General features: G+C 63.9%; 22 protein-coding genes. 12 read left to right on the top strand and 10 right to left on the bottom strand.

What is annotated here, in order from left to right:
• The first annotated feature begins 185 nt into the window (after positions 1–185).
• A complete protein-coding gene (locus OPIT5_17285) occupies positions 186–1,292 on the top strand; it encodes an ABC transporter permease (protein ID AHF91713.1) in 1,107 nt (368 codons plus the stop codon).
• Between the two features lie 77 nt (positions 1,293–1,369).
• Here OPIT5_17285 and OPIT5_17280 read toward each other — a convergent pair whose 3' ends face one another.
• The 5 genes from OPIT5_17280 to OPIT5_17260 form a co-directional block, all read right to left on the bottom strand.
• Positions 1,370–2,167, bottom strand: a complete 798-nt coding sequence (locus OPIT5_17280; GenBank protein AHF91712.1) for a hypothetical protein — start codon at positions 2,165–2,167, stop codon at positions 1,370–1,372.
• Positions 2,168–2,503: 336 nt separating this feature from the next.
• Entirely contained in the window at positions 2,504–3,799 is a 1,296-nt protein-coding gene (locus tag OPIT5_17275; GenBank protein ID AHF91711.1) for a histidine kinase, read from the bottom strand.
• Between the two features lie 196 nt (positions 3,800–3,995).
• A complete protein-coding gene (locus OPIT5_17270; GenBank protein AHF91710.1) occupies positions 3,996–4,754 on the bottom strand; it encodes a ribonuclease H in 759 nt (252 codons plus the stop codon).
• Positions 4,755–4,803: 49 nt separating this feature from the next.
• Entirely contained in the window at positions 4,804–5,844 is a 1,041-nt protein-coding gene (locus OPIT5_17265) for a ribonuclease HIII (GenBank protein ID AHF91709.1), read from the bottom strand.
• A gap of 38 nt (positions 5,845–5,882) precedes the next feature.
• Positions 5,883–5,975: a hypothetical protein gene (locus tag OPIT5_17260; GenBank protein AHF94476.1), complete on the bottom strand. Its 93-nt coding sequence runs from the start codon at positions 5,973–5,975 to the stop codon at positions 5,883–5,885.
• Here OPIT5_17260 and OPIT5_17255 point away from each other — a divergent pair.
• The 4 genes from OPIT5_17255 (at position 5,974) to OPIT5_17240 (ending at position 10,990) form a co-directional block, all read left to right on the top strand.
• Complete coding sequence (locus tag OPIT5_17255; GenBank protein AHF91708.1) at positions 5,974–6,795, top strand: beta-lactamase; 822 nt, start codon at positions 5,974–5,976, stop codon at positions 6,793–6,795. The two genes, OPIT5_17260 and OPIT5_17255, sit on opposite strands and share 2 nt — an antisense overlap.
• A gap of 282 nt (positions 6,796–7,077) precedes the next feature.
• A complete protein-coding gene (locus tag OPIT5_17250; GenBank protein AHF91707.1) occupies positions 7,078–7,326 on the top strand; it encodes an exonuclease VII small subunit in 249 nt (82 codons plus the stop codon).
• A 99-nt stretch (positions 7,327–7,425) separates the two neighbouring features.
• Positions 7,426–9,516, top strand: a complete 2,091-nt coding sequence (locus OPIT5_17245; protein AHF91706.1) for a 1-deoxy-D-xylulose-5-phosphate synthase — start codon at positions 7,426–7,428, stop codon at positions 9,514–9,516.
• Between the two features lie 115 nt (positions 9,517–9,631).
• Positions 9,632–10,990, top strand: coding sequence for a sun protein (locus OPIT5_17240; protein ID AHF91705.1), 1,359 nt, complete (start codon positions 9,632–9,634; stop codon positions 10,988–10,990).
• Between the two features lie 50 nt (positions 10,991–11,040).
• On the opposite strand, the gene OPIT5_17235 is transcribed toward OPIT5_17240, so the two are convergent.
• The 5 genes from OPIT5_17235 to OPIT5_17215 all read right to left on the bottom strand — a co-directional run bounded on the left by OPIT5_17235 (position 11,041) and on the right by OPIT5_17215 (position 17,890).
• Positions 11,041–12,381, bottom strand: coding sequence for an MFS transporter (locus tag OPIT5_17235; protein AHF91704.1), 1,341 nt, complete (start codon positions 12,379–12,381; stop codon positions 11,041–11,043).
• Positions 12,382–12,721: 340 nt separating this feature from the next.
• Positions 12,722–14,641, bottom strand: a complete 1,920-nt coding sequence (locus OPIT5_17230; protein AHF91703.1) for a sodium:solute symporter — start codon at positions 14,639–14,641, stop codon at positions 12,722–12,724.
• Positions 14,638–15,858: an N-acylglucosamine 2-epimerase gene (locus OPIT5_17225; GenBank protein AHF91702.1), complete on the bottom strand. Its 1,221-nt coding sequence runs from the start codon at positions 15,856–15,858 to the stop codon at positions 14,638–14,640. The genes OPIT5_17230 and OPIT5_17225 overlap by 4 nt, the downstream gene beginning before the upstream one ends.
• A gap of 96 nt (positions 15,859–15,954) precedes the next feature.
• Complete coding sequence (locus OPIT5_17220; GenBank protein ID AHF91701.1) at positions 15,955–16,971, bottom strand: hypothetical protein; 1,017 nt, start codon at positions 16,969–16,971, stop codon at positions 15,955–15,957.
• Positions 16,972–17,008: 37 nt separating this feature from the next.
• Positions 17,009–17,890, bottom strand: coding sequence for an anchor protein (locus OPIT5_17215; GenBank protein ID AHF91700.1), 882 nt, complete (start codon positions 17,888–17,890; stop codon positions 17,009–17,011).
• A 156-nt stretch (positions 17,891–18,046) separates the two neighbouring features.
• Here OPIT5_17215 and OPIT5_17210 point away from each other — a divergent pair, with 156 nt between their 5' ends.
• The 7 genes from OPIT5_17210 (at position 18,047) to OPIT5_17180 (ending at position 25,950) form a co-directional block, all read left to right on the top strand.
• Positions 18,047–19,183: a GntR family transcriptional regulator gene (locus OPIT5_17210; GenBank protein ID AHF91699.1), complete on the top strand. Its 1,137-nt coding sequence runs from the start codon at positions 18,047–18,049 to the stop codon at positions 19,181–19,183.
• Positions 19,164–19,940 (top strand): N-terminal cleavage protein, encoded by a 777-nt coding sequence (locus OPIT5_17205; protein AHF91698.1) that lies wholly within the window; start codon positions 19,164–19,166, stop codon positions 19,938–19,940. Before OPIT5_17210 ends, OPIT5_17205 begins: the two co-directional genes overlap by 20 nt.
• 75 nt (positions 19,941–20,015) lie before the next feature.
• Positions 20,016–21,605 (top strand): hypothetical protein, encoded by a 1,590-nt coding sequence (locus tag OPIT5_17200; protein AHF91697.1) that lies wholly within the window; start codon positions 20,016–20,018, stop codon positions 21,603–21,605.
• Positions 21,606–21,617: 12 nt separating this feature from the next.
• Complete coding sequence (locus OPIT5_17195; protein AHF91696.1) at positions 21,618–22,931, top strand: N-acylglucosamine 2-epimerase; 1,314 nt, start codon at positions 21,618–21,620, stop codon at positions 22,929–22,931.
• Between the two features lie 156 nt (positions 22,932–23,087).
• On the top strand, positions 23,088–23,918 hold the full coding sequence (locus tag OPIT5_17190) for an oxidoreductase (GenBank protein AHF91695.1): 831 nt from the start codon (positions 23,088–23,090) through the stop codon (positions 23,916–23,918).
• A gap of 5 nt (positions 23,919–23,923) precedes the next feature.
• Positions 23,924–24,784 (top strand): hypothetical protein, encoded by an 861-nt coding sequence (locus OPIT5_17185; protein ID AHF91694.1) that lies wholly within the window; start codon positions 23,924–23,926, stop codon positions 24,782–24,784.
• A gap of 77 nt (positions 24,785–24,861) precedes the next feature.
• On the top strand, positions 24,862–25,950 hold the full coding sequence (locus tag OPIT5_17180) for an oxidoreductase (protein ID AHF91693.1): 1,089 nt from the start codon (positions 24,862–24,864) through the stop codon (positions 25,948–25,950).
• The last annotated feature ends 25 nt before the right edge of the window (positions 25,951–25,975 follow it).

The raw sequence follows: 25,975 nt of genomic DNA, 5'->3' as shown, positions 1-25,975 counted from the left end.
GCCACAAAAAACACAAAAAAACAAGCCGCGCATGCAGCCGTCCATCGCGCCTATAGGCGCACGGGAGATTCCCGTCGGGCAGAAAGGGCCTTTGTGTTTTTTGTGGCCATTCCTGCCCGGTCATCAGTCCACCAGAATCAGACGCCAGAAAGAAAAATCCCCGACCCTGCATCTCCCGCCTTTTCATGAACAAGACCCAACCTGCCACTCCCTCCGTCCCCGCCTCCTCCGCGAAATCCGCCGGCCTGAAATCCGCGCGCCTGCTCAACCTCCTCGGGCGTGTTGCCGCTCTGGTTGCCGTGTACCTGTTTTTCGTCGTGCTGACGCCCGGAACCAAGGGCTTCACCTCCGACGCCAACACGCAACTCATGTTGCAGGACATCGCTGTCGTCGCGATGGCCGCCATCGGCATGACCCTCATCCTCATCGCCGGCGGCATCGATCTCTCCGCCGGCTCGGTCATCGCCCTGGCGATGATCACCACCGCGTACATCCTCGATCTCGGGCCGGCCGACAACAAGCTCGTGCTGCAACACCCCGTCCTTCTCCCGATTCTGGCGCTGCTGGGGGCGACGGCTGTGTCCGCGCTCATCGGCCTGTTCAACGGCCTGCTCATCACGTACCTGCGGATCGTGCCCTTCATCATCACGCTCGGCACGATGCAGATGGCGCGCGGCCTCGCCAAACTCGTGGCAGGCGAGCAAAACATCTACCCGCCCGCCGAGGTTCAGGATCTGTGGATCTCGCGTCTGCTCGAACCCGCGCCCACCGTTTTCACCTGGCCCTTCCTCCCTGCCGGCGTGTGGCTCGTCATCGTGATGGCCATTCTCACCGCGCTTTTCCTGCGCTACACGCGGCTCGGGCGGCATATCTTTGCTATCGGCTCCAACGAAAAAACCGCCGTCCTTTGCGGCGTGCCGGTCGCACGGACCAAAGTGCTCGTTTACGTGATCGGCGGCTTTTTCGCCGGTCTGGCCGGCGTGGTGTTTTTCGCCCGGCTCGGCTCGATCGGGCAGCCGACCGAGGCGATCGGCTACGAACTCTTCGTGATCGCGGCGGCGGTCATCGGCGGCACCAGCCTGCTCGGCGGACGCGGCACCATCCTCGGCACGATGATCGGCGCCCTCATCATCACGATCCTGCGCAACGGCGGCGTGAAGATGGGCTGGCCCCAGTACACGCAGGAGATCGTCATGGGCGCGGTCATCATCGTGGCCGTGGCGATCGACAACCTCCGCAATTCGCCGGGCGGCGTGATCCGCAACCTCCGCCGGATCTTCGGCGGGCACTAGCCTGCATTACGGAGCGGCGGCGGGGACGCCGCCGCTCCGATGGCAATCATGGGTGATCGATCGGGGGGAACAAACGATTATTTCCGGCGGCTGCTGCGACTGCGTGAAGGTTTTTCGTCTTCATCGTCGTCACCATCCCCGGACTCTTCTTCTTCGTCCTCCTCGTCCTCATCCTTGTCTTCGGACTTTTCCTCGTCGTCTTCCTCCTCCTCGTCCTCATCCCACTTGAGGGATTCGTCGCCCTTGAGAGCTTCCTCGTCGGCGTCGTCGATTTCCGGGAGATCCTCGTCGTCGATGTCTTCCTCGCCGGTGGCGCGCTCGTCGCTGTCCTCGTCGGCATCCCAGCCGGCGGGCGTGTACTCGAGGATGGCACAGAGCTCCTCGAAACAGTGGATCGCCTTGCCTTCGATGAAGCTGGCGTTCTGGTCCTCGCGGATCTCGTCCTCGACCTCATCGACCGTGAGCTTGGACTCGAATTCGAAGATGTCGTTGAGCAGCTTGACGCGGCACCGGGTGAGGTGGTCGAGGAGGTCGGCGTAGGGGCCGTTTTCCTCGTCGAGAACATCGGCCAGGGCGAAAAGCTTGTCGTCGGATTCGACCAGCGAATCCTTCACCCGCTTGAGGCGGACGCGGCCTTCGCCGGCATCGCGCTCGATGCGGAAGGCGATGAAGGCCGCCTCGAGCAGATCTTCATCGAAGCCGTAATCGCGGAGGGGTTCGACGAGTTCGAGAACATGCGCCACCTGGCGGGGGTCAATGATGCTCAGCCCGTCAACATCCCAGCGCACCGGGTCGCTGACTTCGTCGACCCACCAGTTGTGATCTTCGCCAAGACGAACGATGCACCAGTCGAGAGCGTTGGATGATTTTGCCATAAATTGTGTTTTTTTAGCGTGGTTCCCGGGGGAGCCAAAATGCCTCGCGCGACGCGAGTCAAATCACGAAAGCAGGTTTCTTCAAATTTGAGGGAAAGACGCGGATCAAAGGGTGAAAAGCAGGTTGAATTCGGCGCGCAGCGTGCTTCGGGCAAGTCGAAAAACAAGCATAAAAAACCGACAAATTACGAATGACGGACGATGAATTATAGATCTGATGTTACGCATGCCTGGGAAGTGGCGCGGGCGTCCCGCCCGCAGACGGCGCGGAGCGCCGCCCCGGGAGGCACCTCCCGCAGAAGCGGGCGAGACGCCCGCGCCACGACGATCCGTCCGTCATTCCAGCAGGCGGACGCGGCGTTCCTTCCGGGGGAATTGCAGGGTGACGACGGTGCCGACGTGCTCGCGGCTTTCGATGCCGATCTGGCCGCCATGCTCGCGCATGATGCGCTGCGCGATCATGAGACCGAGGCCGGTGCCGTCGGCCTTGGTCGTGTGGTAGGGCTGGAAGAGCTGCGCGAGGTCTTTCTGGCGGATACCGCTGCCGCTGTCGCCAAAGAGCAGATAGACGTAGTCGTCGTCGGCGCGCGACTTGATGCGCAGGCGGCCGCCGGGCTTCATGGCCTGCACGGCGTTTTTGATGACGTTGAAAAATACCTGCTTGAGCTGGTCGCGGTCGGCCATCACGCAGGGGACGCCGGGAGCCATTTCGGCGTCGATGACGATGTCGCGGTCCTCGAGTTCGCGCTGCTGGAAGTGGAGGACTTCGCCGAGGACTTCCATCAGGTCCGTCTCGGCGAGATCGGGCGGGCGCGGGCGGATGGCTTCGAGGAAGTGGGTGATGATGCCGTCGAGCCGGGCGACTTCTTCCTGACAGATGCGGATCGATTCGGCGACGCCGGCGGCGGCGGCTGACGCCGCCGGTTTGGAGTTTGGTGTTTCGGGTTTGGAGTTGTCGGCAGAGGCGCGACGTTTGCGTGAACTCTGAACCCGAAACCCTGAACCCTGAACAGCCGCCGTGTCAGCGGCGGTGGCGGCGGCCTTCCGGAGTTTTCGCTCGATGAGCTGGAGGTGGATCGTGAGCGAATTGAGCGGGTTGCCGAGTTCGTGGGCCACGCTGGCGGCGAGGAGCAGGATCGAGGAGGTCCGTTCGCTCTCGATGCGTTCTTCGGTGGTCTGCTTGTCGCGGGTGATGTCGGAAAGGATGACGGCGAAGCGGGGCGCCGGGTCCTGCCCGGAATCGACACCGTCGGGGTGAAAGGGCACCATATAGAGGCGCACCGTGCGGGATTCGGGATAGGTCAGCTCGAATTCGCGGGTGACGACCGGGGCGGTGCCGTCGAGCGAGGGTTCGAGCGAAGGACGCAGGCCGGGGACGAAGCGCCAGAGGAGATCACCCTGCAAGGCGTTGCCGGAGACGCCGACGAGGCGGTGGGCGGCGGCATTGGCGTACTCGATATGACCATCGGCATGGATGACGAGAACGCCTTCCTGGAGGATGTTGAAGATGCTCTCGAACAGCTCGCGTTCGCGGGCCAGCCGCTGCGCGAGGGTCGCGAGGCTGGCGGTATCGAGCTTGTTGATCTGCCCGAGAACGCGGTCGAGGGGGGAGTGTTTTTTGGCGGCGGACATGGGTTCAGTCTCTTGCGGTGACGGGAAGCTGTGGACGGGAGTTGGTAATTGGCAGTTGGTAATTGGTAATGGGTGGTGGCGGCTGATGTTCCGGTGCATCGACTACCGCCGGGAGCAGCAGTCCCTTGCCCGTTGCAAACTGCCAATGACAAACTGCAAATTTCCAACTGCAAACTTCCCCTGACGCCGGCCGGCGTCAGGCTTCGAGAAAATCCATTTGCGCGGGGTCCACGCGGCCGGCGAGGAGTTTGCGCAGAAACAGCTCGCGGTGTTGCGGGCTGCGGCCGAGGCGGAGGACGGCCTCGCGGTGCTCTTCCGTACCGTAGCCCTTGTGCTGCGCGAAGCCGTAGCCGGGATGCGTGGCATCGAGTTCGGTCATGAGCCGGTCGCGGGTGACCTTGGCGACGATCGAGGCCATGGCGATGCCGAGCGAGCGGGCGTCCCCCTTGACGACACCGGTATGCGGATAGGGGAAGCTCTTGAGGGGCAGGCCGTCGATGATGATGCGGCAGGAGGCCTGCCGGCTCCAGGCGGCAAGCTGCTCGGGCGTGGAGAAGAGGTCGGGCTCCTCCATGCGTGTAAACGCATCGGGCGGATAGATGCCTTCGAGCGCGCGGCGCATGGCGAGTTTGGTGGCGCCGAGGATGTTGAACTGCTCGATCTCGGAAACGTCCGCGACACCGGGGGAGACCCGGATGGCGTTTTCGGCGACGAGCGTCTCGAACTCGAAGGCGAGCGCTTCGCGTTCGGGCGCGGAAAGTTGTTTGGAGTCGTTGATGCGGGTGGCGTTATGCGCGGCCCAGCGGCTTTCGAGAAACTCGCGCGTTACGAGCACCGCCGCCGCCACGACCGGGCCGGCAAGCGCTCCGCGACCGGCTTCGTCCACGCCGATCAGCCCGGTGTGGCCGGCGAGTTGCCGGAGATCGAAGCCGCGGAGCTGGGGACGTTTGGGCATGGCGTGCGTTGTCCTTTCGGTTGGGCGGTGATGCGGCCGGCGATGCGGGTCAGGCCGGTTTGCGGCCGATCGACCTGAACTCGACGCGCTCCTTCGGTTCGGGGAGCGGGAGTTCGTCGAGCTTGCCGGCTTCCTTCACGATCTCCCAGGCGGTGCGGAAATGCAGCTTGGCGAAGTCGCCGAGCGCGCGGGCGCCGAATTTTTCCATGATGGCGAGGCCCTGCTTTTTCACGAGGGCGCTGGCGCCTTTTTGCAGGGGTTCGCCGAAGCGTTGCGAGAGCATATTCATGATCCGCACGTATTCGGCACGGGCGACGATGGACGCGGCGGCGACTACGGGGTCTTCTTCGGCCTTGGTGCGCATGCGCAGGTCGAAGCCGGCGGGCGCGCCGCCGAGGCGGGTGAGTTCGCGTTGCACGAGGGGTTGTTCGCTGAACTGGTCGAGCAGACCCCACGGCACGGGTTTCTCGCCGAGCGCCTGGAGGAGGGCCTTGGCGTGCTGCCAGGCGAGCAGCTTGTTGAGGCTGGCGCGAGGGCGCGCCATCAGTTCGTTGTATTTCGGCATGCCGCAATAAACGGCGCGGGCCACGACGCCGGGCGTCTCGCGGATGAGGCGGTCGAGTTCGAGGATGCGGTTGCCGGTGATTTTTTTGGAGTCCTGCACGCCGGCCTTGCGCCAGGCCTCGATGGCGGATCTTTCCGCGATCACGGTGGCGGCGACGACCGGGCCGAAAAAGTCGCCCTTGCCGCTTTCGTCGAGCCCGGCGTGGGCCTCGAACCAGTCGGGATGGAGCACCTCGTCGTAGCCGAGTTTCGGCGCCCCGGTGACCTCGGGTTCGAGCACGTCGCGCACGAAATCCTCCGTGCCCTTGCCCGCGATGACGACCTTGCCGCTGGTGTAGGCGGAGAGGTTGAGCTTGAGGTGGTCGGCCTTGTAGGCGAAGCGCGTGTACGCGACCTCGAACGGCATCCAGTGACGCGCCTTGCAGATGTCGTGCAGGATCTCCATCTGCGCATCGTCGAGCTTGATGGTGTAGCTGGAAATTTTCTTCGGAGCCTCGTCGTCGGCCGAGGCGGGCTTTTTCGGCATAGCGCGCCATCGTGCGGGCCGGCCCGCGGCGGTAAACCTCAAATCTGCGCCGTGGCAACGGCGGGCCAGGCGGACGGGCTCCGACTTTTGGCTTCCGGCCACCCGCCGATGCCGTCTGACTTCACCTCCATGAGGATTTCGCTCGAAGACAATTTTACCGACGTCATCGCCAAGGCGCAGCGCGGCCTGGGCATCACCGACGAAAACCTCGCCGCCCGCGCGGGCATCGCCGCGCATGACCTCCAGGCCGTGAAAGGCGGCGATCCCATCGTGGCCGTCATCCGCCGCATCGCCCGCCACCTGAAACTCTCGCCCGACGCGCTCGAGGACCTTGCCCTCAGGAAGTGGTACCCGCAACAGCCCGCCTTCCCGCGCGGCTTCGCCATGTTCAACACCGCGTTCGGCGACATGACGGTCAACAGCTACCTCGTCTGGGACCCGCGTTCGCGCGAGGCGGCGGCCTTTGACACCGGCGCCGACTGCTCGGCCATGCTTGACACCATCGCCGCCGAAAAACTCCGCGTGGGGCACCTGTTTCTCACGCACACGCACGAGGATCACATCGCCGACCTCGCCCGCCTCGCCGCCGCCACCGGCGCCGAAGTCTGGTCCCACGAACGCGAGACGATCGACCACCCCGGCGCCCGGAACTTCAGCGAAGGCGCCTGGTTCCACGTCGGCGACCTCGCCATCAAGACGCTGCTCACTTCCGGTCACTCGCCGGGCCTGACCACCTTTTATATCACCGGTGCGAGCTGGCCGCTCGCCGTGTGCGGCGACTCGATTTTCGCCTCCTCGATGGGCGGCAGCCCCACCCACTACGCCGACCAGCTCCGCAACAATATCGCGAAAATCCTCCCTCTCCCCCGCGACACCGTGCTCGCCCCCGGCCACGGCCCCCTGACCACGCTCGCCCAGGAAAAGAAGCACAACCCGTTTTTCGCAAAATAAAGGGGAGTCTGAAAATTAACCACAGAGACACAAAGACACAGAGAAATACACAAAGGGAGATTTTTTATTTTTTTCGTATCTTGCAGGCATAAAACAGATTTCGTTGCTTATTCTCTTTTTCTGAAACTCTGTGTCTTTGTGTCTCTGTGGTTGAAAATCTGTTTTTTTAGAGGTTCCCACAAGAGGAGGCCGCAGCATTCCCGGCCCGACGCGCCCCGAGTTCCTTGCGTTCCGGCAAAGACAGGTTGAAAACCGCTCCCCCGCCCGCCAACTTCCGCCCTTGTGGACAAAAAACCCGCTGAAACGCCTTCATTCGAGCAAGCCATGATGCGCCTGGAATCCATCGTCGAATCGATGGAAACCGGCGATGTGCCGCTGGCCGACCTGCTCGTGCGTTTCGAAGAAGGCAGCAAACTGCTCAAGGTTTGCGAAGCCCGCCTGAAAGAGGCCGAACTCAGGATCGAACAACTCAAGAAGCAGAAAGACGGCTCCGTCGCCCTCGACGCGTTTCCGCTCGACCAGGACTCTTGACAGAGGACCGCGCGCCACTCTCTTCCGCTCCTCCGGCCTCGCGGCCCTCTTCGCCTCCCGCACTTTCCATCCAGCCACACCTTTTCCGCATTCCCGCCAATGCAAGCTCCCGCCGGAAACCCGGCCACATCCGATTCTCCCGCTCCCGCCCTTCTCCCCGGCATCCGTTCGCCGGCCGATGTCAAGGCGCTCGCGCCCGGCCAGCTCCCGCAACTGGCGCAGGAAATCCGCGACGAGATCATCGCCGTGACCTCACGCAACGGCGGCCACGTCGGGCCCAATCTCGGCGTCGTCGAGCTCACCGTCGCCCTGCATCGCGTGTTCGACACCCCGCGCGACCAGTTCGTCTTCGACGTCGCCCACCAGGGCTACGTCCACAAGCTGCTCACCGGACGCGGAGGCGAGTTTTTCCGCAACCTCCGCCAGACCGGCGGCGCCAGCGGTTTCCTCGCCCGGCACGAGAGCGAACATGACGCCTTCGGCGCGGGCCACGCCGGCACCGCCCTGAGCGCCGCTCTCGGCATGGCCACCGCCCGCGACCTGCGCGGCACCGGCGAGCACGTCGTCGCCCTCTGCGGCGACGCCGCCTTCACCTGCGGCGTCACCCTCGAGGCGCTCAACAACGTCGTCAGCTCCACCCGGCGCCTCGTCGTCATCCTCAACGACAACGAATGGTCCATCGCCCGCAACGTCGGCGCGATGGCCCGCTACCTCAACCGCCTCAGCACCCACCCCACCTACAACAAGATTCACGGGGATCTGGAAAAATTCTTCACCAGCCTGCCCGGCGGCCCCGACATGCACCGCCTCTGGATGAAGTGGAAACGCGAGACGAAAGACTTTTTTGTCGAGTCGAGCCTTTTTGAGAAATTCGGCCTCCGCTACCTCGGCCCGATCGACGGGCACAATCTCGACGAACTCGTCAAAAACCTCGAATTCGCCAAAAACTGCGACGGGCCCGTGCTCGTGCACGTGCTCACCAAAAAAGGCCGCGGGCTGGCGGCGGCGATCAACTCGCCCGAAAAATTCCACGGCGCCAGCCCCTACGATCCCGTCACCGGCGAGAGCCGCAAACCCGCCCGCTGCCCGGAGGCTCCCTCCCTCCCTCCTCCCCCCCCCGCGTGGCAGGAAGTCTTTGGCCGCACCCTCGTCCGTTTCGCACGCGAGGATCGCCGCATCGTCGGCATCACCGGCGCGATGCCGAGCGGCACCGGCCTCTCGCTCCTCGCATCGGAGCTGCCGCAGCAGTTTTTCGATGTCGGCATCGCCGAGGAACACGCCGTGATCTTTGCCGGCGGCCTCGCCACCAAAGGCATCCGTCCCGTCGTCGCGATCTACTCCACCTTCCTGCAACGCGGCTACGACCCGATCATCCACGACATCGCGCTGCAAAACCTGCCGGTGACCTTCTGCATGGATCGCGCCGGCCTCTCGCCCAACGACGGCCCCACGCATCACGGCCTCTTCGACATCGCCTGGCTGCGCTGCGTGCCCAACGCCGTCGTCATGCAGCCGAAGGACGAGGATGAACTCGTGGACATGCTCCACACCAGCCTTCATCTGGAAGGCCCCGGCTTCATCCGTTATCCGCGCGGCGCTGCCGCCGGCGTGGCGATCAAGGAAACGCCCGCCGCCCTCCCCGTCGGCAAGGCCGAAGGGGTGCGCGACGGCGACGACATCATGATCTGGGCGCTCGGCAACATGGTGGCCGACGCGCAGGAACTCGCCGACCGGCTCGCCGCCGAAGAAGGCATCTCCGCCGGCGTGGTCAACGCGCGCTTCGTCAAGCCGCTCGATCGCGACCTGCTGCTCGAACACGCCGCGAGCGTGCCGCTCCTCGTGACGATGGAGGACCACGTCCTCGCCGGCGGCTTCGGCAGCGCGGTGCTGGAGACGCTCGCCGCCGCTGACGCGGCGGCAGTTCAGGGTTCAGGGTTCAGGGTTTCGGGTTCAGGCGAGCGCCGCTCCTTCGCCGACAACGCTGAACCCGAAACTCCAAACTCCAAACCGGCGGCGTCAGCCGTCGCTGCCGTGGAACGCATCGGCTGGCCCGACTGTTTCATCGGCCACGGCAACGATGTCGCCACCCTGCGCGCCGGGCACGGCCTGGATCCGGAGAGCATCTTCCGCCGCGTGGTCGCCCGCTGGCGCCACCTGCAGGGCGCAAGCGTCGAAAGCCCGGCAAGGTAGTCCCGCCCCGCTGGTTCCATCCCCTATCTCCCATACTTCCCATCTCTCCCCTATCTCCCATTCCTCCAACCTCTGCGCTTGCCAGCCGCCCCGGACCGCGAAGCGTGGAGCGCACATGGAAACTGCTCCTGTTACCCGCACCGATTCCTGGCTGACCGCCGCCCGCCTCCTCACCCGCTGGCTCGATGAAAACGCGCGCATCGATCTCCTGCTCGCCGAACTCCCGCCCTCGCTCGGCCGTGCCGGTCGCGCGCGCTGCCAGCATCTCCTGCTCGGCGCGCTCCGCCACCTCGGCCGTATCGAAGCCGCCGTGACACCGCTCGTCGAACGCATGCCCCGCCCGGAAGTCCAGGCGGTGTTCCTGCTCAGCGGCTTCGAGCTGATCGACGGCAGCCGCAGCGACGACGAAGGGTTTGTGGCCAAAGTCGTCCATCATGCCGTCGAGAAAACCCGTCAGCTCGCCAGCCCGGCCGAGGCGCGGATGGTCAATGCCGTGGTCCGCAAGCTCGCCGCCACGTTCGCCGCCGCGACCGCTCCCGGCCGGCTCGCTTCCGCACCGGCGCTCGGCGAATTTTATTCGCACCCCGCCTGGATGGTGGAGCGCTGGCTCGCCCGGTTCGGCGCCGAGGCCACGCGCGCCTTGCTCGAGTGGAACCTGCGGCCCGCGCCCGTTTACGCGCGCTGGCGGCATCCCGAAAAAAACCTCCCCGCCGATGCCGGGACCGCGCTCGTGCCGACCTCGTGGCCGCAGTTCTACGAAGTGCGCACCAGCGAATGGCCGCGCATCGAGGCGATGCTCCGGACGGGCGACCTGTTTTTGCAGGACCCGTCCACGCGCCACGCCGTGGATCTCCTCGCGCCCCTCCCCGGCGAGACGATCCTCGATGCCTGCGCCGCGCCCGGCGGCAAATCCCTCAAGATCGCCGACCGGATGCGCAGCGGCCGGATCATCTCGGTCGATCTGCCGGGTCCGCGCCAGACGCGCCTGGAAGAAAATCTTTCCCGCGCCCCCGCCGGCGTGCAGATGGAGCGCGTGCCGCTCAACCTGCTGCAAGGCCAGGCCGGCGCCGCTCTCGGCAAACTCGCGCCGGGCGGCTTCGCCGCCGTGCTCGTTGACGTGCCCTGCTCCAACACCGGCGTGATGCGCCACCGGGTGGACGTGAAGTGGCGGTTGCAGCAGACCGATTTCGCGAAGCACGCGCGGCAGCAATACGAGTTGCTCGAAGCCGTCTCGCGCCACGTCACCCCCGGCGGCCGGCTGGTGTACAGCACCTGCAGCCTGGAGCAGGAGGAAAACGAGGCCGTCGTGGAAACATTCCTCCAGAAATGCGGCGGACAATTCCGCCTCGAGGAAACGCGCCTCCTCCGCCCCTGGATCGACGGCCACGACGGCGCGGGCGTCTTCCGTTTCCGCCGGAGCGGAGGCCAGAGGCCAGATGACAGAGGCCGGAGGCCGGAAGCTCTTCAAATCTGACCCCTTGTCCTCCGGGCTCTGGCCTCTGGTCTCTGGTCACCTGGCCTCTGTCATCCGGTTTCCGGCTGCGGCAACCGCCGCCCGAGCGCCCAGGCAAAAACCGCCAACGCGGCCGCCAGCACGTAGAGCGTGCGGCTGTGGCCGGGCACCGCGTAGTAGATGATGCCCGCAAGCAACGGCGTCACCGCTCGCGCCAGCGATCCGAGCCCGCGGTAGATGCCGAGCACGCGTCCCTGTTCCTCCGCGCCCGAGTACAACGAGATCAGCCCGGTTGTGGCCGGGTTGACCAGGCCGGCGCCCGTCGCCAGCAACGCGGCGCCCAGATACAGGAAAGCCGGATGCCCGGCAAAACCGACGCTGACCAGCCCGGCCGTCGTCAGCAGCAGGCCGCTGCCGAGGATGCCCGTTTCCGGCACGCGGTTGAGCAGCTTGCGGACGATGTAGCCCTGCGTGATGATCGAGCAAAGGCCGAGAAAACCCATCACCATGCCGTTTTGCCGGGCCGTGTAGCCAAACCGCTCCGCGCCGACAAACACCAGCGAGGCCTCCATCGCGACGAACGCGAGCGCATAGATGAAGGCCACCAGATTGACGCCGCGCACGGACGGATTTTCGAGCCCGAGGATGGCGCGCACGGGATTGCGCAGGCGCGGCTCGGCGGCCCGGCCGCGGGCGTCGGCCGAAAGGGTCTCGCGAAAACGCGCGCGAATCCAGAACAGGTTGGCCGTGCTCAGCAGGAAGGCGACGAGCGCCGGCATCGAAAACGGGTTGACGCCCCAGGCCGCCAGCGAGGGGAAATGCGCGAGCAGGTTGATCTGCGCGGCGCCGGCGCCGACGAGCGGACCGGTGATCAGCCCGAGGCCGAACGCCGCGCCCACGATGCCCATGGCCTTGGCCCGTTCGGCGCGGGTCGTCACGTCGGCGACGGCGGCGGTCGCCACGGAGAGGTTGCCGCCGAAAGCGCCGCCGAGGAGGCGGGCGAGGAGGAAAATCCAGAACGAGCCACTGAGCGCCCAGAGCAGATAACTGGCCGTGGTGCCGGCGACCGTGAGCAGGAGCACGCCGCGCCGGCCGCGCCGGTCGGAAAGGCCGCCCCAGAACGGCGCGAAAACAAATTGCAGGAGCGAGAACAGCGAACTGATCACGCCGCCGAACAGCACCACCGTCAGGTTGTTGGTATTGCCGAGCAGGCCGGCGAGGACTTCGAGCCGGTCGAGCAGCCAGCCGAGGAGCCCCGCCTTGCCATCGACCGCCAGGTAATGGCCGAGCAGGTCCGGTGCGAGCGGGAAGATGATCGAGAACCCGATCAGGTCGATGTAGAGCGTCAGGAAAATGACCCCGAGGGAAAGTGGACGGCGTGGCGGCGGTGGCAGGTTGGCGTTCGTGAGCACGGGAGCCGAAACCAGTTAGCGAGGATTCGGCCCGGCGCAAGGAGGAGCCGCGGCCGGAGTGCCTGGATCCGGCCTGCAACCAGGTCATCTTTTTTTACATAATTTATTTATATTTAAATTTTTATGAAATATAAATGAAACAGAAAATTACAGGGACGAGAGGCGGAAAACATCGTTTTTGTTGTCCGGCAAAGGCAAAACGAATCGCAGACCGGCCCTCTGATGAAAACGGGAGAGACCTCGACAAGCGGTTTGCTCCGGCAGATCGGGGACACAGCGCCGGGAGGCCGAAAGCGTAAAGAGATTCCGGTGGCCGCAAGCTGCCGGAGGGCGCCCCCCCTCACGGACTGCCGGATTCGGAAGCAGCGGGCTGCGGCGGGATTTTCAGGGCGTCGAGCCCGGCTGAGTGTTTTTCGTTTGTGCAGGCGAAACTTCCGTGTCGCTGCATTCGCTCCGGATCAAGACGGTCGATATGCCAGTTGAATGCTTTTTTGAATACAAATCCCGTAATAATTCCCGCGCATCCGGCTCCCGATGCAGCCGTGTAACGGCCGATGAACAGCTCGCTGAGGGCCACGATCATCGACGTCATCATGGCGACCCCGATCAGTCCGATCATCAATCCGCACAGGATGCCATATCGGGGCGGCACGGCGCCGGGTCCCTCGATCCGGGCTACTTCCGCGCGGACGGGGCCCCAGAGCCCGGACGGACGCGCGCGACGGTAAAACTCGACGAGCTGTTCCCGTTTCGTCGCCGGGGTCAGCAACGAGACGACGATCCAGGCGACCGTGGTCACGGCGATGCCGGCGGCGGCGTGAAGCATGCCCGCCGTATCCGGACTCGGCAGCGCCCAACGTTCCTGCCACCATGTCCAGCGACCGAGGACCACTCCGATAATGACGTAGATGACCGGACCGCCGAAGGTGGCTGTCACCCATCCCCACACGTTGGCGCGCCACCACCACCATTGCCCCCAGCCGAACGAGGCGGCGGCTCCGGCCAGGCCCGCGACCGTGATGGCGATGCCGATCAGGGAGCGGCTGTTGAACACGACAACGATAGAGAGGCCGACGATGACCAGCGTGAACGCGCGGCCCAGCCACAGCGAGAGTCGCGGGCCGGGATCTCCCCCAAGGGGACGGTAGATGTCGTTGATGATGGTCTGCGAGGCGTAGTTGAGATGCCCGCTGAGGGTGGACATCACGCTGGCCAGCACGGCAGCCAGCGTCAGACCCAGGGCACCGGTCGGCAGGAAGGAGCCGAGCATGATGCCGTAAGCCTGCTCCCGTTCGCCGGGAGCCGCGTCGAAAATTTCCGGCCGCAACGCGATGACGCCCATCGCGGGAAGCGTCAGCGCCAGCAGCACGAGGGTCAGGCAACCGTAGCCCCAGATCATGGATTTGGCAGCTTCCTTGCTGTTCTTGCAGGAGAACAGCCGCTGGCCGTCGAGCGCCACGCCGCCGTTGCTGCCGATGGCGGGCACGATCAGCCAGAGAAACACCAGCAGGGGCGTCAGCACGCGGTGGTCGCCGGCAGGCGTGGCGGAGAGGATCTGCCCGGCCCGGGCCGGATCGGCCGCGCTGATCGCCCCGGCCAGGCCGGAGGGGCCGCCGAAGTGCCAGAGGACGGCGCCGATCATGAAGAGGCTGGCGAGAATGATCACGGCTGTCTGTAACACATCCGTGAATACGACGCCGAGGTATCCGGCCACCCACACGTAGATCAGGACCGGGATGACGACCAGGGCGATGGTGAGCCACTCCGACTGGAAACCGAAAAGGGGTCTGAAAATCATGTGCGCGCCGAGAATGCCCGCGCCGATCCAGGGCACCATCGCGATGGTGACGCTGAGAAACGAATTGACGATGCGCACCATCGACGCACTCCGGCCGCCGAAACGGATCGAGGCGAACTGCGGGCCGGTGGTGATGCCCAGCGCCCTCCATCTGGCCGCAAACAGGAGCGCGCCGATCATCATCGTCATCCCGAAACGCGACAGGTAAAACCAGCTCACGCTCAGCCCGACTACCGCGGCCATGCCGCAGTAGGCCGGCGCCACGTCCGAGTTGATCGCGGTGACGGCGGACGACATGCCATTGACCCAGGCAGGCACGCGGCGTCCGCCGAGATAATACTCATCCTCGCTGGTCTTTCCCTTCCGGAAATAGCGCACGGCGACCAGCCCGACCATGAGCGTTGCCACCACATAGACGATGACGATAAGGGAATCTATCCACGAAACATGGAGGTCGTTCATGAGGCGGCCTCCTGCTGTGCCGCGTCCGGAGTGACGAGGCGGTCGATAAACCAGCCCAGATAAAGCTGCATGCGGGGCAGGTGAAACGCCCCTTTCCAGCAACCGCCCTTGACCGGGGAGGAGAGGCGGCCGTCGCGATGCAGGTAACCGAACCACTCGCCGTATTCGGGATCGGGGAAATGAGCCATGGCCCACCCGTAAACCTGATGAAACCGCTCCAGGTGATGCGCCTCGCCGGTGAGGCGCCAGGCCATCAGGGTGGCAATGGCAGCCTCGTTGTGCGGCCACCAGAATTTCATGTCGTGCCAGTATTCGGTGCAGGGTTTGCCGAGGACGTCGCGAAAGTAGAGGAGCCCGCCATACTCGTTGTCCCACCCGCGGCGCCAGCTCCAGTCGATAATCTTGCTGCCGAGGCGGACGAGACCGGCATCGTGCGGCCGGCGGCGGACGGCTTCTTCGAGGATGAACCAGCCGGCCTCGATGGCGTGGCCGGGACAGAGGAGGCGTCCTTCGGGTGTGTCGATAAATTCGCCATCCGGGCCGACGGTTTCGAGCACGGCCTCGAACTCCTCCTTCACAAAGTGGTCGCGGATGCGGTTCACGCATCCTGTGGCGAGGCGGTCGGCCAGGCCGGTGGTGTCGACCTTGCGGAATTCCTGGGCGGCCCGCAGCACGGCCATGGGACCGGCGAGACCCTGGGAAGGCCGTGTGCCGGGTTCCCATTTGGGAGGAAATTTCGGGGATGATGTATCGGGATCAACAAGACAGGTTTCCAGGGTGGCGACAAGGCGCGCGGCGTCGTCGAGATCCCGCGGGGCGCCGGTGACGCGCGCGAGGGCAGAAAACGCCATGGCGGCAAACACTTCGCTGAAAAAGTAGCGGCGTTTGCGCAGCGGGCGTCCGGTCCGGTCGAGCAGGAAAAACATCCGGCCGTCGGTGTCGAAGGCGTGGCGCCGCAGGAAATCGGCCCCGTGCCGGGCGAGTTCCAGCCATTCGGGCCGGGCTTCGATGTCCGCGTAAAGCGTGGCGAGCAGCCAGACGAAGCGTCCGTGCAGCCACACCGGCTTGTCATCGCCGTAGGCCGAGCCATCCCGGTCCAGATAAAACCGGTAGCCGCCGTGCTCGCGGTCGATGCCGTGGCGGAGCCAGAAGGGAAGAGTGTCCTCCAGAAGAGCCCGCCGGTTTTGGTCCCGAATGCGTGAAAGTGTGGCGTCCATGTCGCGTCTGGCCGCCCGGTCGGCGGCCGGTGTAACTATTGTGTGGATACTGGTTGCTTGCGGTTTCCCCGGCCGGCGAGCCGGGCGGATTCTGTTTCAGGTCAGCACTTCTTCGGCCATCTCCTCGTCGGGAACGGCCGGGGCGGACTGTTCGCCGCTTCCGGTATTCCAGCGCGAGAAGGCCGCGTACCAGTCGCGTCCGGCCTGGATGCGCCCGAGAAAATGGCCGTATTCCCAGGTGATGGTGCGGGTCACGTAGCGCGCATTTCGCCGGTATTGCTCCTCCATGCGTTCGACGGGCGCCGGCGTCAGGACGAGGAAGGACGGGTCGGACGATTCACCGAGCGGGCCGAAGCGCGGGTCGATCACGAACGTCTCGAGGTTGTGCCAGAATTCCACGCCATGTTTCCGGTAAACGGGAGCCAGCGCGGCGAAATAACCCTGGGAAGCGGCGGCGGTGATACCGCGTTCGCAGCCGACGCCGTCCTGCATCGCGACGATATCGCAGATGCGGGTTTCGAGCAGCGCATCCCACCAGGCGGCCACGACGGCCGGCGGCCGGGCGAGCGAGAAAAACGGGGACGTCATCACCGGCAGGTCGGCGATCTGCCTGGCGTCCTCGTAGACGCCGGACATGAACTCGACGAGAGCGTCTGTCCGCGGCGGCACGGAGCTGGCGTCGTAGTCCGGTTCGTTGGAGATGTAGAAGCCGGCGAGCTCCGCCATGCCGGCATAGAGCTCGAACTGCTCGGCATAGAGCGTGCGATAGATGTTCCTGTCCCGCTTCATCATGCGGACGAAGTCGGCGTCGCTTGCCGTGAAAAAGTGTTTGTTCAGATAGCCGGCGAGGAAAACCTTCATGCCCGTTTCCCCCGCGGCCTGCATGAAGGGCGTGAGCACGTCGCGTTCCTGGAAACAGGGATAGATGCGGGAGTGGTAATAGGGCTGCCCCCAGAGCATGGCGCGCGCCGGTATCACGGTGTCGATACCGGCCGCGCGCATGTCGCCAAACTCCTCCTTCCATCGGTTGATGTCCCAGTCCAGCAGACGCTCGTCCTGGTGGGTACGGAAGGAGAAATCGACAAACGTGCCGGTAATTTTTGCGCTCGTCATGGAACGGATACGGGAAGGGTTTTGCGCGGTGCCGGTGTTACCGCAGGTGACCGGAGGCGGAAACGCGACCCGCGCGTCTGCGGAGGAACCACGCTCCCGAAAGTGCGACTGCGCAGAGCATCAGGCCGGCGGCGGCGGGTTCGGGAATCACCGCCGGGGCTATATCGGCAAAGGTGGTGCCGATGCGGATTTCGTCGAACGCCGCCGATGTGCCGGCGACCAGACCGATACGCTCGAAACTGATGTCGGCGCCGGTGTTGGTGAGAAGGGCGGCGCTGACCGACGGGGCGACCGGGCCGGGCGTCGGATTGACGTACATGTGCACGGTGTCGGCGGCACCGGAGTCGGTATTGAACAGGATCTGGACGGCGATGAAGTAAGTCTGCCCGGAAACGAATACGTCGTCGGCCTCGCTGACGACGTTGCCCAGTTCCGCGTGGCCGAGCGATGAGCCGAAACTCATGATACTGCCCCCGCCTTCGGCACCGAACGTGCTCAGGCGCAACTGTGCGAAGCTGCTTGTATCCGGCTGAAAGAGAAATCCGATCCAGAGTTCGGTCACCGGATTGCCGGCGTTGCCGAACGGAAGTCCGCCATAAGGAGCAACGGCGATATACCGGTTGGGGTAAGCGCCCGCGGCCGAGACAACGGCATGATTCCCCGTGGCGGAAAGGCCGGCATGATCGAGATTCCCCGCGCCGACCGTGGCGTTGGCCTCTCCCCCGGAAACCGGAGCGGCGCCCCAGGCGAATCCGCCAGCGAGCCAGCCATCGCCGCCCGCCTGGCCGGACAGGGCGTCACCGGACGTGTAGTCGAAACCTTCGTAAGCAATCAGTGCGGCCTCGGTGCGGCACGGCAGCGTCAGCGACGCGAGAACGAGTCCTGCCAGGACTCCGGATGTGATGAGAGACGTTTTCATGATTTCAGCAAGGGCTGTGCGGAGGCGAACCGTGGTCGGGGAATTTTCTCTCGTCAAATAATATTATCATATATTTTTTAGATAGAAATAAATGAAAATTTAAATTGACGAACCGGATTATCTCTCGTCTTTTCCGGTGCAACGACATCATGCCGCATGCGTCTTGATCTGAAAATCGACATACAAACCGCTGACTCGACGGACATTCAGCTGGAGCGCCAGCTTCGCAGGCTGATCGAGGAAGGTACCCTGAAGCCGGGCCAGCGCCTGCCTTCGGTTGCCGACATGGCGCGGGAGTTACGGGTATCCACGGTGTCATTGAACCGCGCGCTCTCGCGCCTGGCCGCTTCGGGTCTGGTGGATCGCCGTCAGCGCCGGGGCTGTTTCGTGGCCCAGGGGCAGAAGCTGATGAATGTGGCGGTCGTGATGGAATCCAGCCTTTCGGACGAGCCGGCCTGGTTTGCCCGCACGCTGATGAACCACCTGCGTCTGGAGGGCAGCCGGCTGGGCTGGATCTGCCGCATGTACGATGGTGCGTGGAGCTTTCGCCGGCAGGAGGGGGAGCGGGTGGATCCGGTTTTCAACCAGTTGATGACGGATCTCTCCAATTATTCCTTCACCGGCATCATCGACCTGAATTCGGTGTTGCAGGGGGGCAACCTGCCGGTGGAGGACCACAAGCTGCCGGTCGTGCACTGGGGAGTGGAGAGCGAGACGCCCGATGTGTTGCTCGACTACCGGGATTTTGCCTGGCAGAGCGTGAGGCATCTCGCTTCCCTCGGGCGGAGGCGCATCGCCTATGTCAGGAGTTTTGCCGAGGCGGAAAACGACCGTCTCGACGACCTCGAGGGGTTATCCGCCGCGGTGCGGGAACTCGGTTTGCCCGAGCCGGAAATTCTCCAGTTGCAGGTCGATCGCGGCGGAGCGTCGTTCGAGCGGGAGGGTTACCAGCGCGTGTTGCAGGCGGCTCCGTCCTGGAGCGGCCGGGCCGATCGGCCGGATGCGTTGATCGTATCCGACGACATCGCCGCGCGTGGCGTGGCTCTTGCTCTGGTGAAGCGCCAGATATCCGTTCCCGACGATATCGTGGTGCTCACCCTGGCCAACAAGGGCATAAACCTTCACTACGGTGTGCCGGTTCTTCGCTACGATGTAGATATAAAGGAAATCGCCTCCCGGCTGTTGTCGCTCCTGATGCGGCGGACGCTGGGCCAGCCGGAACCGCCGCTGCCGGTCCGGCTGAAGGGCACGCTGCCGGCAGCGCCCGCAACCAATGGACAAGAAACACCATAGCACACGTATTCATTTTATCCGGACAGAATTGTCCGGAGTTTATCCGGGAATTTCCCGTTTCGGAAGAAAAGCATCAGGGGCGTTCACCCTGATCGAACTGCTCGCCGTCATCGCCATCATCGGTATTCTGGCAGCCATTATCATCTCGGGGCTCGGCATGGTGCGCAGCAAGGCGGCCAAGGCCGTCTGCCTCGGCAATCTCCGCCAGTTTGGCGTCGCCCTGGCCTTGTACGAGGCGGATCACAAGCAGTTGCCCAACGGCTCCGGGAAGTTGTGGGATGCGGGAGGCTATACCCTGCGGGATTTTCCCGCCTATGATTATTTGGGCGACGAAGAACTCGTCTGGACCAGACCGGACAGCGTCTACTCTTACCTGAGCACCTACCTCGATAACCGGAATGTGGGGGTGTGCCCTGCCCTGAAGACGACGGGAGAGAGTTCATATTTCGGGGCCGTCAGGGCCAAGGCATGCTACATATGGTACATGGGCGCCAGCGTGTACGGACGGCGCACGACGCTCGCTGATCCACTCGATCCGGATGCGGTCGCCAGCGGCCTGGCGGATGCCTCCCAGGAGCAGAATCCCTCCCGGGTCTGGCTTATGGCGGAGAGGACAAATCCCGACGTCCCCAACGGAGACGCCGAAGGAATCGGCCCGCACGGGAACCACCAGGGCAACATGCTGTTCGCGGACGGGCATGTCGCTACCGGCATGCCTGTTTTCCGTCCGACCAGCCAGAAATCTCCCTACCGCTGATTTTCCCTTTCCATGATGACTGCCAAAACCGTGTTCCGCTGATTTCCCGCCCCCGCCGGTTCCGCACTTTCTCCTATGCCAACAAACATCCCTGCCTCCCGCCCGTTTCCCGGCGGCTTGCTGCTTGCCTGCCTGTTCGCCACTGCGTCACCGACATCTGCCGCCGCTGCCGCCGGGAATGTCTCGCCCGAAAAACTCGCCGCCATCGATGCGTGCCTCACGGTGATCCGTGACGCGCAGGTGCCCGATGGCCTGATCCGTCTGCAGAACGAGGGCGACAAGCTCTGGGCGGTTCCTTATTTTTCCAACATTGCCGTCATGGGCGTGCTGGCGGCCTGGGAAGTCCGCCCGGTAAAAGAGGATCTTGTCCTCGTCGAGAAGTGGCTCCGCTGGTACGCCGCGCACCAGAATCCGGATGGCACCGTCAACGACTATAAAGGCACGCTGTCGCAGTACGCTTCCACCGGCGATTTCGATTCGACCGACTCCTACGCGTCGACTTACCTGCAAACCCTGTGGCGCTACTGGAAGGCCACAAAAAACGAGGCTGTCGCCAGGGAATTGCTGCCGGCGGCCCGGAAATGCCTCGACGCGATCGGGCTGACGCTGGATCCCCGCGACGGGCTCACCTATGCCAAGCCCTCGCACGGTGTGAAATACCTCATGGACAACATCGAGGTCTGCGTCGGCGTGGATGAAGGCGCGCGCTTCTTCGAGGCGCTCGGTGATCTGGCATCGGCGGCCCGCGCACGCGAGATCGAGAAAAACACGCGGGAAGGGCTTCGTAAGTTCTGGTCACCCAAACATGGATACTATGGCTGGTTCGGCGATCCCTTTGACGGCTTTGTTTTCGAACTTGAAAAACACTACCCCGACGGCCTGGCCAATGTCTTCGCCGCATCCTACATCACGCCGCCGGACGAGAAATTTTACCCCATGCTCAGGGAGTCCCACGGGCCTGCCTCGGGCGGCGCGTACTGGCTCACCGTCGTGCGCCGTCTTGGCTCTCCGTATGAAATCAAGCATTACGAGCGGCTCCTGATCCGGAACGTGCCGGAAGCCATGAAACCCGGCGTCGGCAATGTCTGCGACGCGGGCAACAACATCATGGCCCTGCTTGGCGGAGATGCCATGTGGCCGCAGATCCGGATCGACTGGACCCGGCCCGCGCCTCCTCCGCCGGTCCCCGTGGCGCCGGCCTGGAAAGGCCCGGTGGCGGAGTTGCCGGCGACCAGCATCCCCGCCTGGTCCGTTTACAAGTCGAAGGGCGACATCGCCTGGGACGGTGCCCGTGCCGACCTGACTTTCGATATCGAAGACACCGGTTGCTACGTGCAGTACGCGCTCCCGTTCCGGACGCTCGCCGACTTTTCCGACGTCAGGAGTATCTCTTTTGTGCTGAACCTCGTGATGGAGACTCACGGCGCCGTCGTTGGCGTGTCACTGGTCGACCAGGACGGTGACGTCTGGGATCTGCCGGTGACGCCGAAAAAAGGCCGCCAGGAAATCCTGCTCGGCCAGGTCGTCCGCAACAAATGGTGTTTCCCCACGGCCAATGGCATCGCCGATCTCGATCGCATTGCCGGGCTGCGTCTGCAGGTCTCGTCCACCGACAAACAGGTGAAAGGCAAAGTCACCTTTTCCGGAATCAGGCTTCACAAGTAAACGCTCCCCGTCGTGCCATCCTTCTCTCCAGTCCGGTTTGCCTCAGGCGTCTCCTTGTGTTTCGCAACGGACGATGGCGTCGCCGGCGTCGGGAGCAGGACGCTGGCGGACTGGAAGGTCGAACTGGGAAACCAGCTCGACCGCACGCTGGCCTTCTGGACGTCTCCCCGGCTCCGCGACGAGCGCCATGGCGGCTTCCTCGTGTTTCTCGACGAGGAGTTGCGACCGACCGGACGGACGGAGAAAAACCTGATCGTCCACCTGCGCATGCTCTACAACTACGCGCTCGCCCTCCATCGCTGTCGCGAGCCGGCGCGCAGGCGGGAGCTTCAGGCGGAGTATGAGCGCCAGTTCCGTTTTCTGGTCGTAAAATTCCACGACAAAAAGGACGGCGGATGGCACTGGGAGCTGAATCGCGACGGCAGCGTCGCGGACCCGTCGAAAGTCGGCGTCGGCGAGATCTACGCGATCTATATCCTCGCCGAGCTTTTTCGCATGATCGGCGATCCGGAGGCCCGGGAGTATGCCCGGAAAACCTTCGAGCTGATCGAGGCTCGCTCCGCGGATCCGCTTCACGGAGGTTATTTCGACCGCCGCGACCTGCCGCCCGCCCATCGGCTGAATCTCCGCAAACAGAGCGCCACGCACCTGCACATGATTCTGGCCCTGGCCCGCCTTTACCGGTCCAGCCCGCGGGATATCTACCGCCGCCGCGCGCAGCAGCTCATCGACATCATGTGCACGCGCTTTCACGCGCCCAACGGCAACGGCTATTATGCACTGACCCGGGATTTCCGGCCGATCGAAGACGCCCGGCCTTGGGAGAACGGGCAATTCAACACCATCACCTGCTACGGGCACAACATGGAGATGCTCTGGTATGTGCTCGACGCCGTGCAGACCTTCGGAGGAGAGCCCGCCAGCCTTCGACCTTGGTGGGAAAATCTCATGTCAGGATTTTTTGAATACGGACTTCGCGACGGCGTCGGCGTGAACTACATCGGCCCGCCCGATGGCCCCACCCGGGATACCCGCATCCTCTGGTGGAGCCAGAACGAGGCCATGATCACGCTGATGCGCCTCTACGAGGTGACCGGTGAAGAGAACTATCTGCGCCATTTCGAGCGGATCACCCGCTGGAGCTTCGACAACATGGCCCGCGACGGCACCGGCTGCTGGTTTTCCGTCGTCGATATGGACGGACACCGCCTGACCGGCGAAAACTACCGCGGAGGCACCAACTGGAAGGTGGATTTTCATGTCGTCCGGGCGCTCCGTCTCTGCCTCCGCTCGCTCGACCGCATTATGGCTGCGCGGGCCCCCTGAAAGGCGACGACGCAACTCCCCGACACTTTTTCTATGCAACCACGCATCGGTATTATTGGTTGCGGCGGGATCGCCGCACATCACGCAAACGCCTGTCGCGCAAACGGAGCGACGGTGACCGCCTTGGCCGATCTTCATCGGCCGGCCGCCGAAAAGATGGCCTCCGGCCTGCCAAGAAATCCCCGGGTCTTCGACACTGCAGATGAACTGATCGAATCCGGCCTGGCCGACGTCGTCTGCATCTGCACGCCACCGGCGGATCACGAGCATATCGCGGTCGCGGCACTCGCCCGCGGCATCCATGTCATCTGCGAGAAGCCGCTCGCGCACACCCTGGAATCCGGTCGGCGCGTGCTGGAGGCGGCGGAGCGTTCGTCCGCCCTGCTCATGCCCGGTTTCCGGCATCGCTTTCTGCCCGCCATCCGCCGCATCCGGGAACTGGTCGTGGCGGGGGCCATCGGCGAAATCGTTTACCTGAACAATGTCTTTGCCGGTCCGGCCTCCTTCCTGAAAGACCGCTGGTTTGGCAAACGCGCCATTGCCGGCGGAGGGGCGCTGATGGATACCACCAGCCACTCGGTGGACCTTTTCCGCTTCCTCTGCGGCGAGATCGGCGGACAGCGCGGGTTCACGCATACCTCCCTGCCGGGTATCGATGTCGAGGATACCGGTATCCTGATCGTCAAATCGGAACAGGGTGCCGTCGGTGCGTTCACCGCGTCGTGGATCGCCGGCACGGGATCGGCGGTCATTGACATCATGGGCACGAAGGGCCGGATCTTTTTCGACTACGACCGCGACACGGAGATTCGCGTGCTGCCGGCCGAAGGAGGAGAGCCGCAGATTATTGCCGTCAAATCCAGCTTGGGTTTCGTCGAGGAGATGGCTCACTTTTTCCGTGCGATTCGCGGAGAAGAGCCGCTCGGCTGTACCGCCCGCGACGGCCTGCGCGCCCTGGAAATCATACAGAACGTTTACACCGCCTGAATCCCGTGAAGAAAAAAATCGGTTTTATCGACTACTACATCGACGAGTGGCACGCCAACAACTACCCGGCGTTCATCCGTGATTCCCGTTTCAGTGACCGGTACGAGGTCGCTTTTGCCTGGGAAGCAATCTCGCCCCTTGGCAAAAAGCCGTTGGCAGACTGGTGCCGGGAGCAGGGAGTGCGCCCTGCGAAAAACGTGGAGCAGGTCGTGGAAACGTGCGATTGCCTGATCGTGCTTTCGCCCGACAACCCCGAGCAGCACGAGGCACTCGCGGATTTGCCTCTCCGCAGTGGCAAGCCGGTCTATATCGACAAGCCGTTCGCGCCCTCCCTGGAGGCAGCCGCCCGGCTTTTCTCAAAAGCCGAAGCCCACGGCACACCCGTGATGTCCTGCTCGGCGCTGCGTTTCGGGTCCGCTCTGGAGCAGACGCTGGCGCAAGAGGTCGGGGATGCGACGGTCCATTTCGCAGCGACACGGGGCGGCGGCATTTTTCCGGTCTACGCGATCCATCAGCTCGAAATGCTCGTCATGGCGCTGGGCGTGGGCGCGCGTCGCGTGATGCATTGCGGCAATCTCCGGTCCGATCTCATGCTGATCGACTATGCCGACGGACGCCGTGGCGTCGTCAACCTGATGGACGGGCATCCCTTCCAGATGTCGTTGCGCTACGGTCAGGACAAGTCTGCCGTGATTTCGCAGATGGATGATTTTTTCCCCCGCTTCATCGATGGCATGCTGACGTTTTTCGATACGGGAGAAAGTCTGGTCCCAAAGGAAGAGACACTGGAAATCGCCGCACTGATCGAGGTCGGCAACCAGGCCCTGGCGCATCTGGACCAGTGGATACCGGTGCCTTCACGGTGAACGACGCCGGACGCCTTCCTCCGTAAGGAGAAAGCAGAAAACGCAGCCCGCATGCTTCTCCCTTTTGTAGCTTTATTATGAATACACATCCTCTTCGTGTTCTGGTGGCCGGTTGCGGCCACATGGGTACGTCGCATGCCCGCGCCTATCATGCGTCTTCCGCGTTCTCGATCGCGGGCCTGGTCAGCCGGGGAGAGGAAAGCCGGGGACGGCTTTCCTCCGAATTCGGAGATATGTATCCGACGTTTGGCGACTATGAAGACGCGCTGCGCCGGACACAGCCGGACGCGGTTTGCATCAGTACCTGGCCGGATACGCATGCGGCCTATGCGACGCTGGCGCTGGAGCGAGGCTGCCACGTTTTTCTGGAAAAACCGCTGGCGGCCACTCTGGCCGATGCCGAACGGGTGATCGCTCTTGCCCGCAAACATGGACGCAAGCTCATGCTTGGCTACATTCTCCAGCACCATCCGTCCTGGATGCGCTTCGTGACCGAGGCCAGGAACCTGGGGCGGCCGCTGGTGATGCGCATGAATCTGAACCAGCAGAGTTCGGGCGGCGAATGGAAAACCCATCTGCAAATCATGCAGTCGATGCCGCCGATGGTGGATTGCGGCGTTCACTACATCGACGTGATGTGCCGCATGACCCGGAGCCGCCCGGTGCGTGTCCACGCCATCCAGGCGCGCCTTGACGACGGGTTCGGGTTGCCGGACGGCCAATGCAACTACGGTCAGTTGCAGGTGGTTTTCGCTGACGGCTCTGTCGGCTGGTACGAGGCCGGATGGGGACCGATGATGAGCCGGACCGCCTTTTTTGTAAAAGATGTCATCGGCCCCCGCGGCAGCGTGAGCATCGCGGCGGAGCGGCACGAGTCGTCGGACGAGGTCAACGCGCACACCAGAACCGGGGCTTTGCGGATTCATCATGCCAGCCTGGGCCCGGATGGCCATTTCGCGCGTATGGACGAAGTCATCCCGACCGATGACGAGCCGGACCACGATGAACTCTGCGCGCGGGAGCAGGCGTTTTTTGCGAAAGCAATCCGTGAGGATCTTGATCCCGGTGAGCACCTCGAAGCCGCGCTTTACAGCCTGCAGGTGGTACTGGCGGCCGAGGAATCGGCCCGCACCGGCCGGGTGATCACGCTCGATAATGCACGTTAGCGCCCAGGCGCGCCGAATCCCGCAG

The organism is Opitutaceae bacterium TAV5 (assembly GCA_000242935.3).
Classification (GTDB): domain Bacteria; phylum Verrucomicrobiota; class Verrucomicrobiia; order Opitutales; family Opitutaceae; genus Geminisphaera.
Note: the sequence above shows the minus strand (reverse complement) of the source record. Positions and strands in the feature narration are given on the sequence as shown.

What these genes read in the sequence shown, in the direction of transcription:
- OPIT5_17270 (AHF91710.1), bottom strand. Translation starts at nt 4,754, where the DNA reads ATGCCCAAACGTCCCCAGCTCCGCGGCTTCGATCTCCGGCAACTCGCC.
- OPIT5_17285 (AHF91713.1), top strand. Translation starts at nt 186, where the DNA reads ATGAACAAGACCCAACCTGCCACTCCCTCCGTCCCCGCCTCCTCCGCG.
- OPIT5_17245 (AHF91706.1), top strand. Translation starts at nt 7,426, where the DNA reads ATGCAAGCTCCCGCCGGAAACCCGGCCACATCCGATTCTCCCGCTCCC.
- OPIT5_17200 (AHF91697.1), top strand. Translation starts at nt 20,016, where the DNA reads ATGCCAACAAACATCCCTGCCTCCCGCCCGTTTCCCGGCGGCTTGCTG.
- OPIT5_17275 (AHF91711.1), bottom strand. Translation starts at nt 3,799, where the DNA reads ATGTCCGCCGCCAAAAAACACTCCCCCCTCGACCGCGTTCTCGGGCAG.
- OPIT5_17255 (AHF91708.1), top strand. Translation starts at nt 5,974, where the DNA reads ATGAGGATTTCGCTCGAAGACAATTTTACCGACGTCATCGCCAAGGCG.
- OPIT5_17205 (AHF91698.1), top strand. Translation starts at nt 19,164, where the DNA reads ATGGACAAGAAACACCATAGCACACGTATTCATTTTATCCGGACAGAA.
- OPIT5_17190 (AHF91695.1), top strand. Translation starts at nt 23,088, where the DNA reads ATGGCCTCCGGCCTGCCAAGAAATCCCCGGGTCTTCGACACTGCAGAT.
- OPIT5_17225 (AHF91702.1), bottom strand. Translation starts at nt 15,858, where the DNA reads ATGGACGCCACACTTTCACGCATTCGGGACCAAAACCGGCGGGCTCTT.
- OPIT5_17180 (AHF91693.1), top strand. Translation starts at nt 24,862, where the DNA reads ATGAATACACATCCTCTTCGTGTTCTGGTGGCCGGTTGCGGCCACATG.
- OPIT5_17265 (AHF91709.1), bottom strand. Translation starts at nt 5,844, where the DNA reads ATGCCGAAAAAGCCCGCCTCGGCCGACGACGAGGCTCCGAAGAAAATT.
- OPIT5_17210 (AHF91699.1), top strand. Translation starts at nt 18,047, where the DNA reads ATGCGTCTTGATCTGAAAATCGACATACAAACCGCTGACTCGACGGAC.
- OPIT5_17230 (AHF91703.1), bottom strand. Translation starts at nt 14,641, where the DNA reads ATGAACGACCTCCATGTTTCGTGGATAGATTCCCTTATCGTCATCGTC.
- OPIT5_17220 (AHF91701.1), bottom strand. Translation starts at nt 16,971, where the DNA reads ATGACGAGCGCAAAAATTACCGGCACGTTTGTCGATTTCTCCTTCCGT.
- OPIT5_17240 (AHF91705.1), top strand. Translation starts at nt 9,632, where the DNA reads ATGGAAACTGCTCCTGTTACCCGCACCGATTCCTGGCTGACCGCCGCC.
- OPIT5_17260 (AHF94476.1), bottom strand. Translation starts at nt 5,975, where the DNA reads ATGGAGGTGAAGTCAGACGGCATCGGCGGGTGGCCGGAAGCCAAAAGT.
- OPIT5_17215 (AHF91700.1), bottom strand. Translation starts at nt 17,890, where the DNA reads ATGAAAACGTCTCTCATCACATCCGGAGTCCTGGCAGGACTCGTTCTC.
- OPIT5_17280 (AHF91712.1), bottom strand. Translation starts at nt 2,167, where the DNA reads ATGGCAAAATCATCCAACGCTCTCGACTGGTGCATCGTTCGTCTTGGC.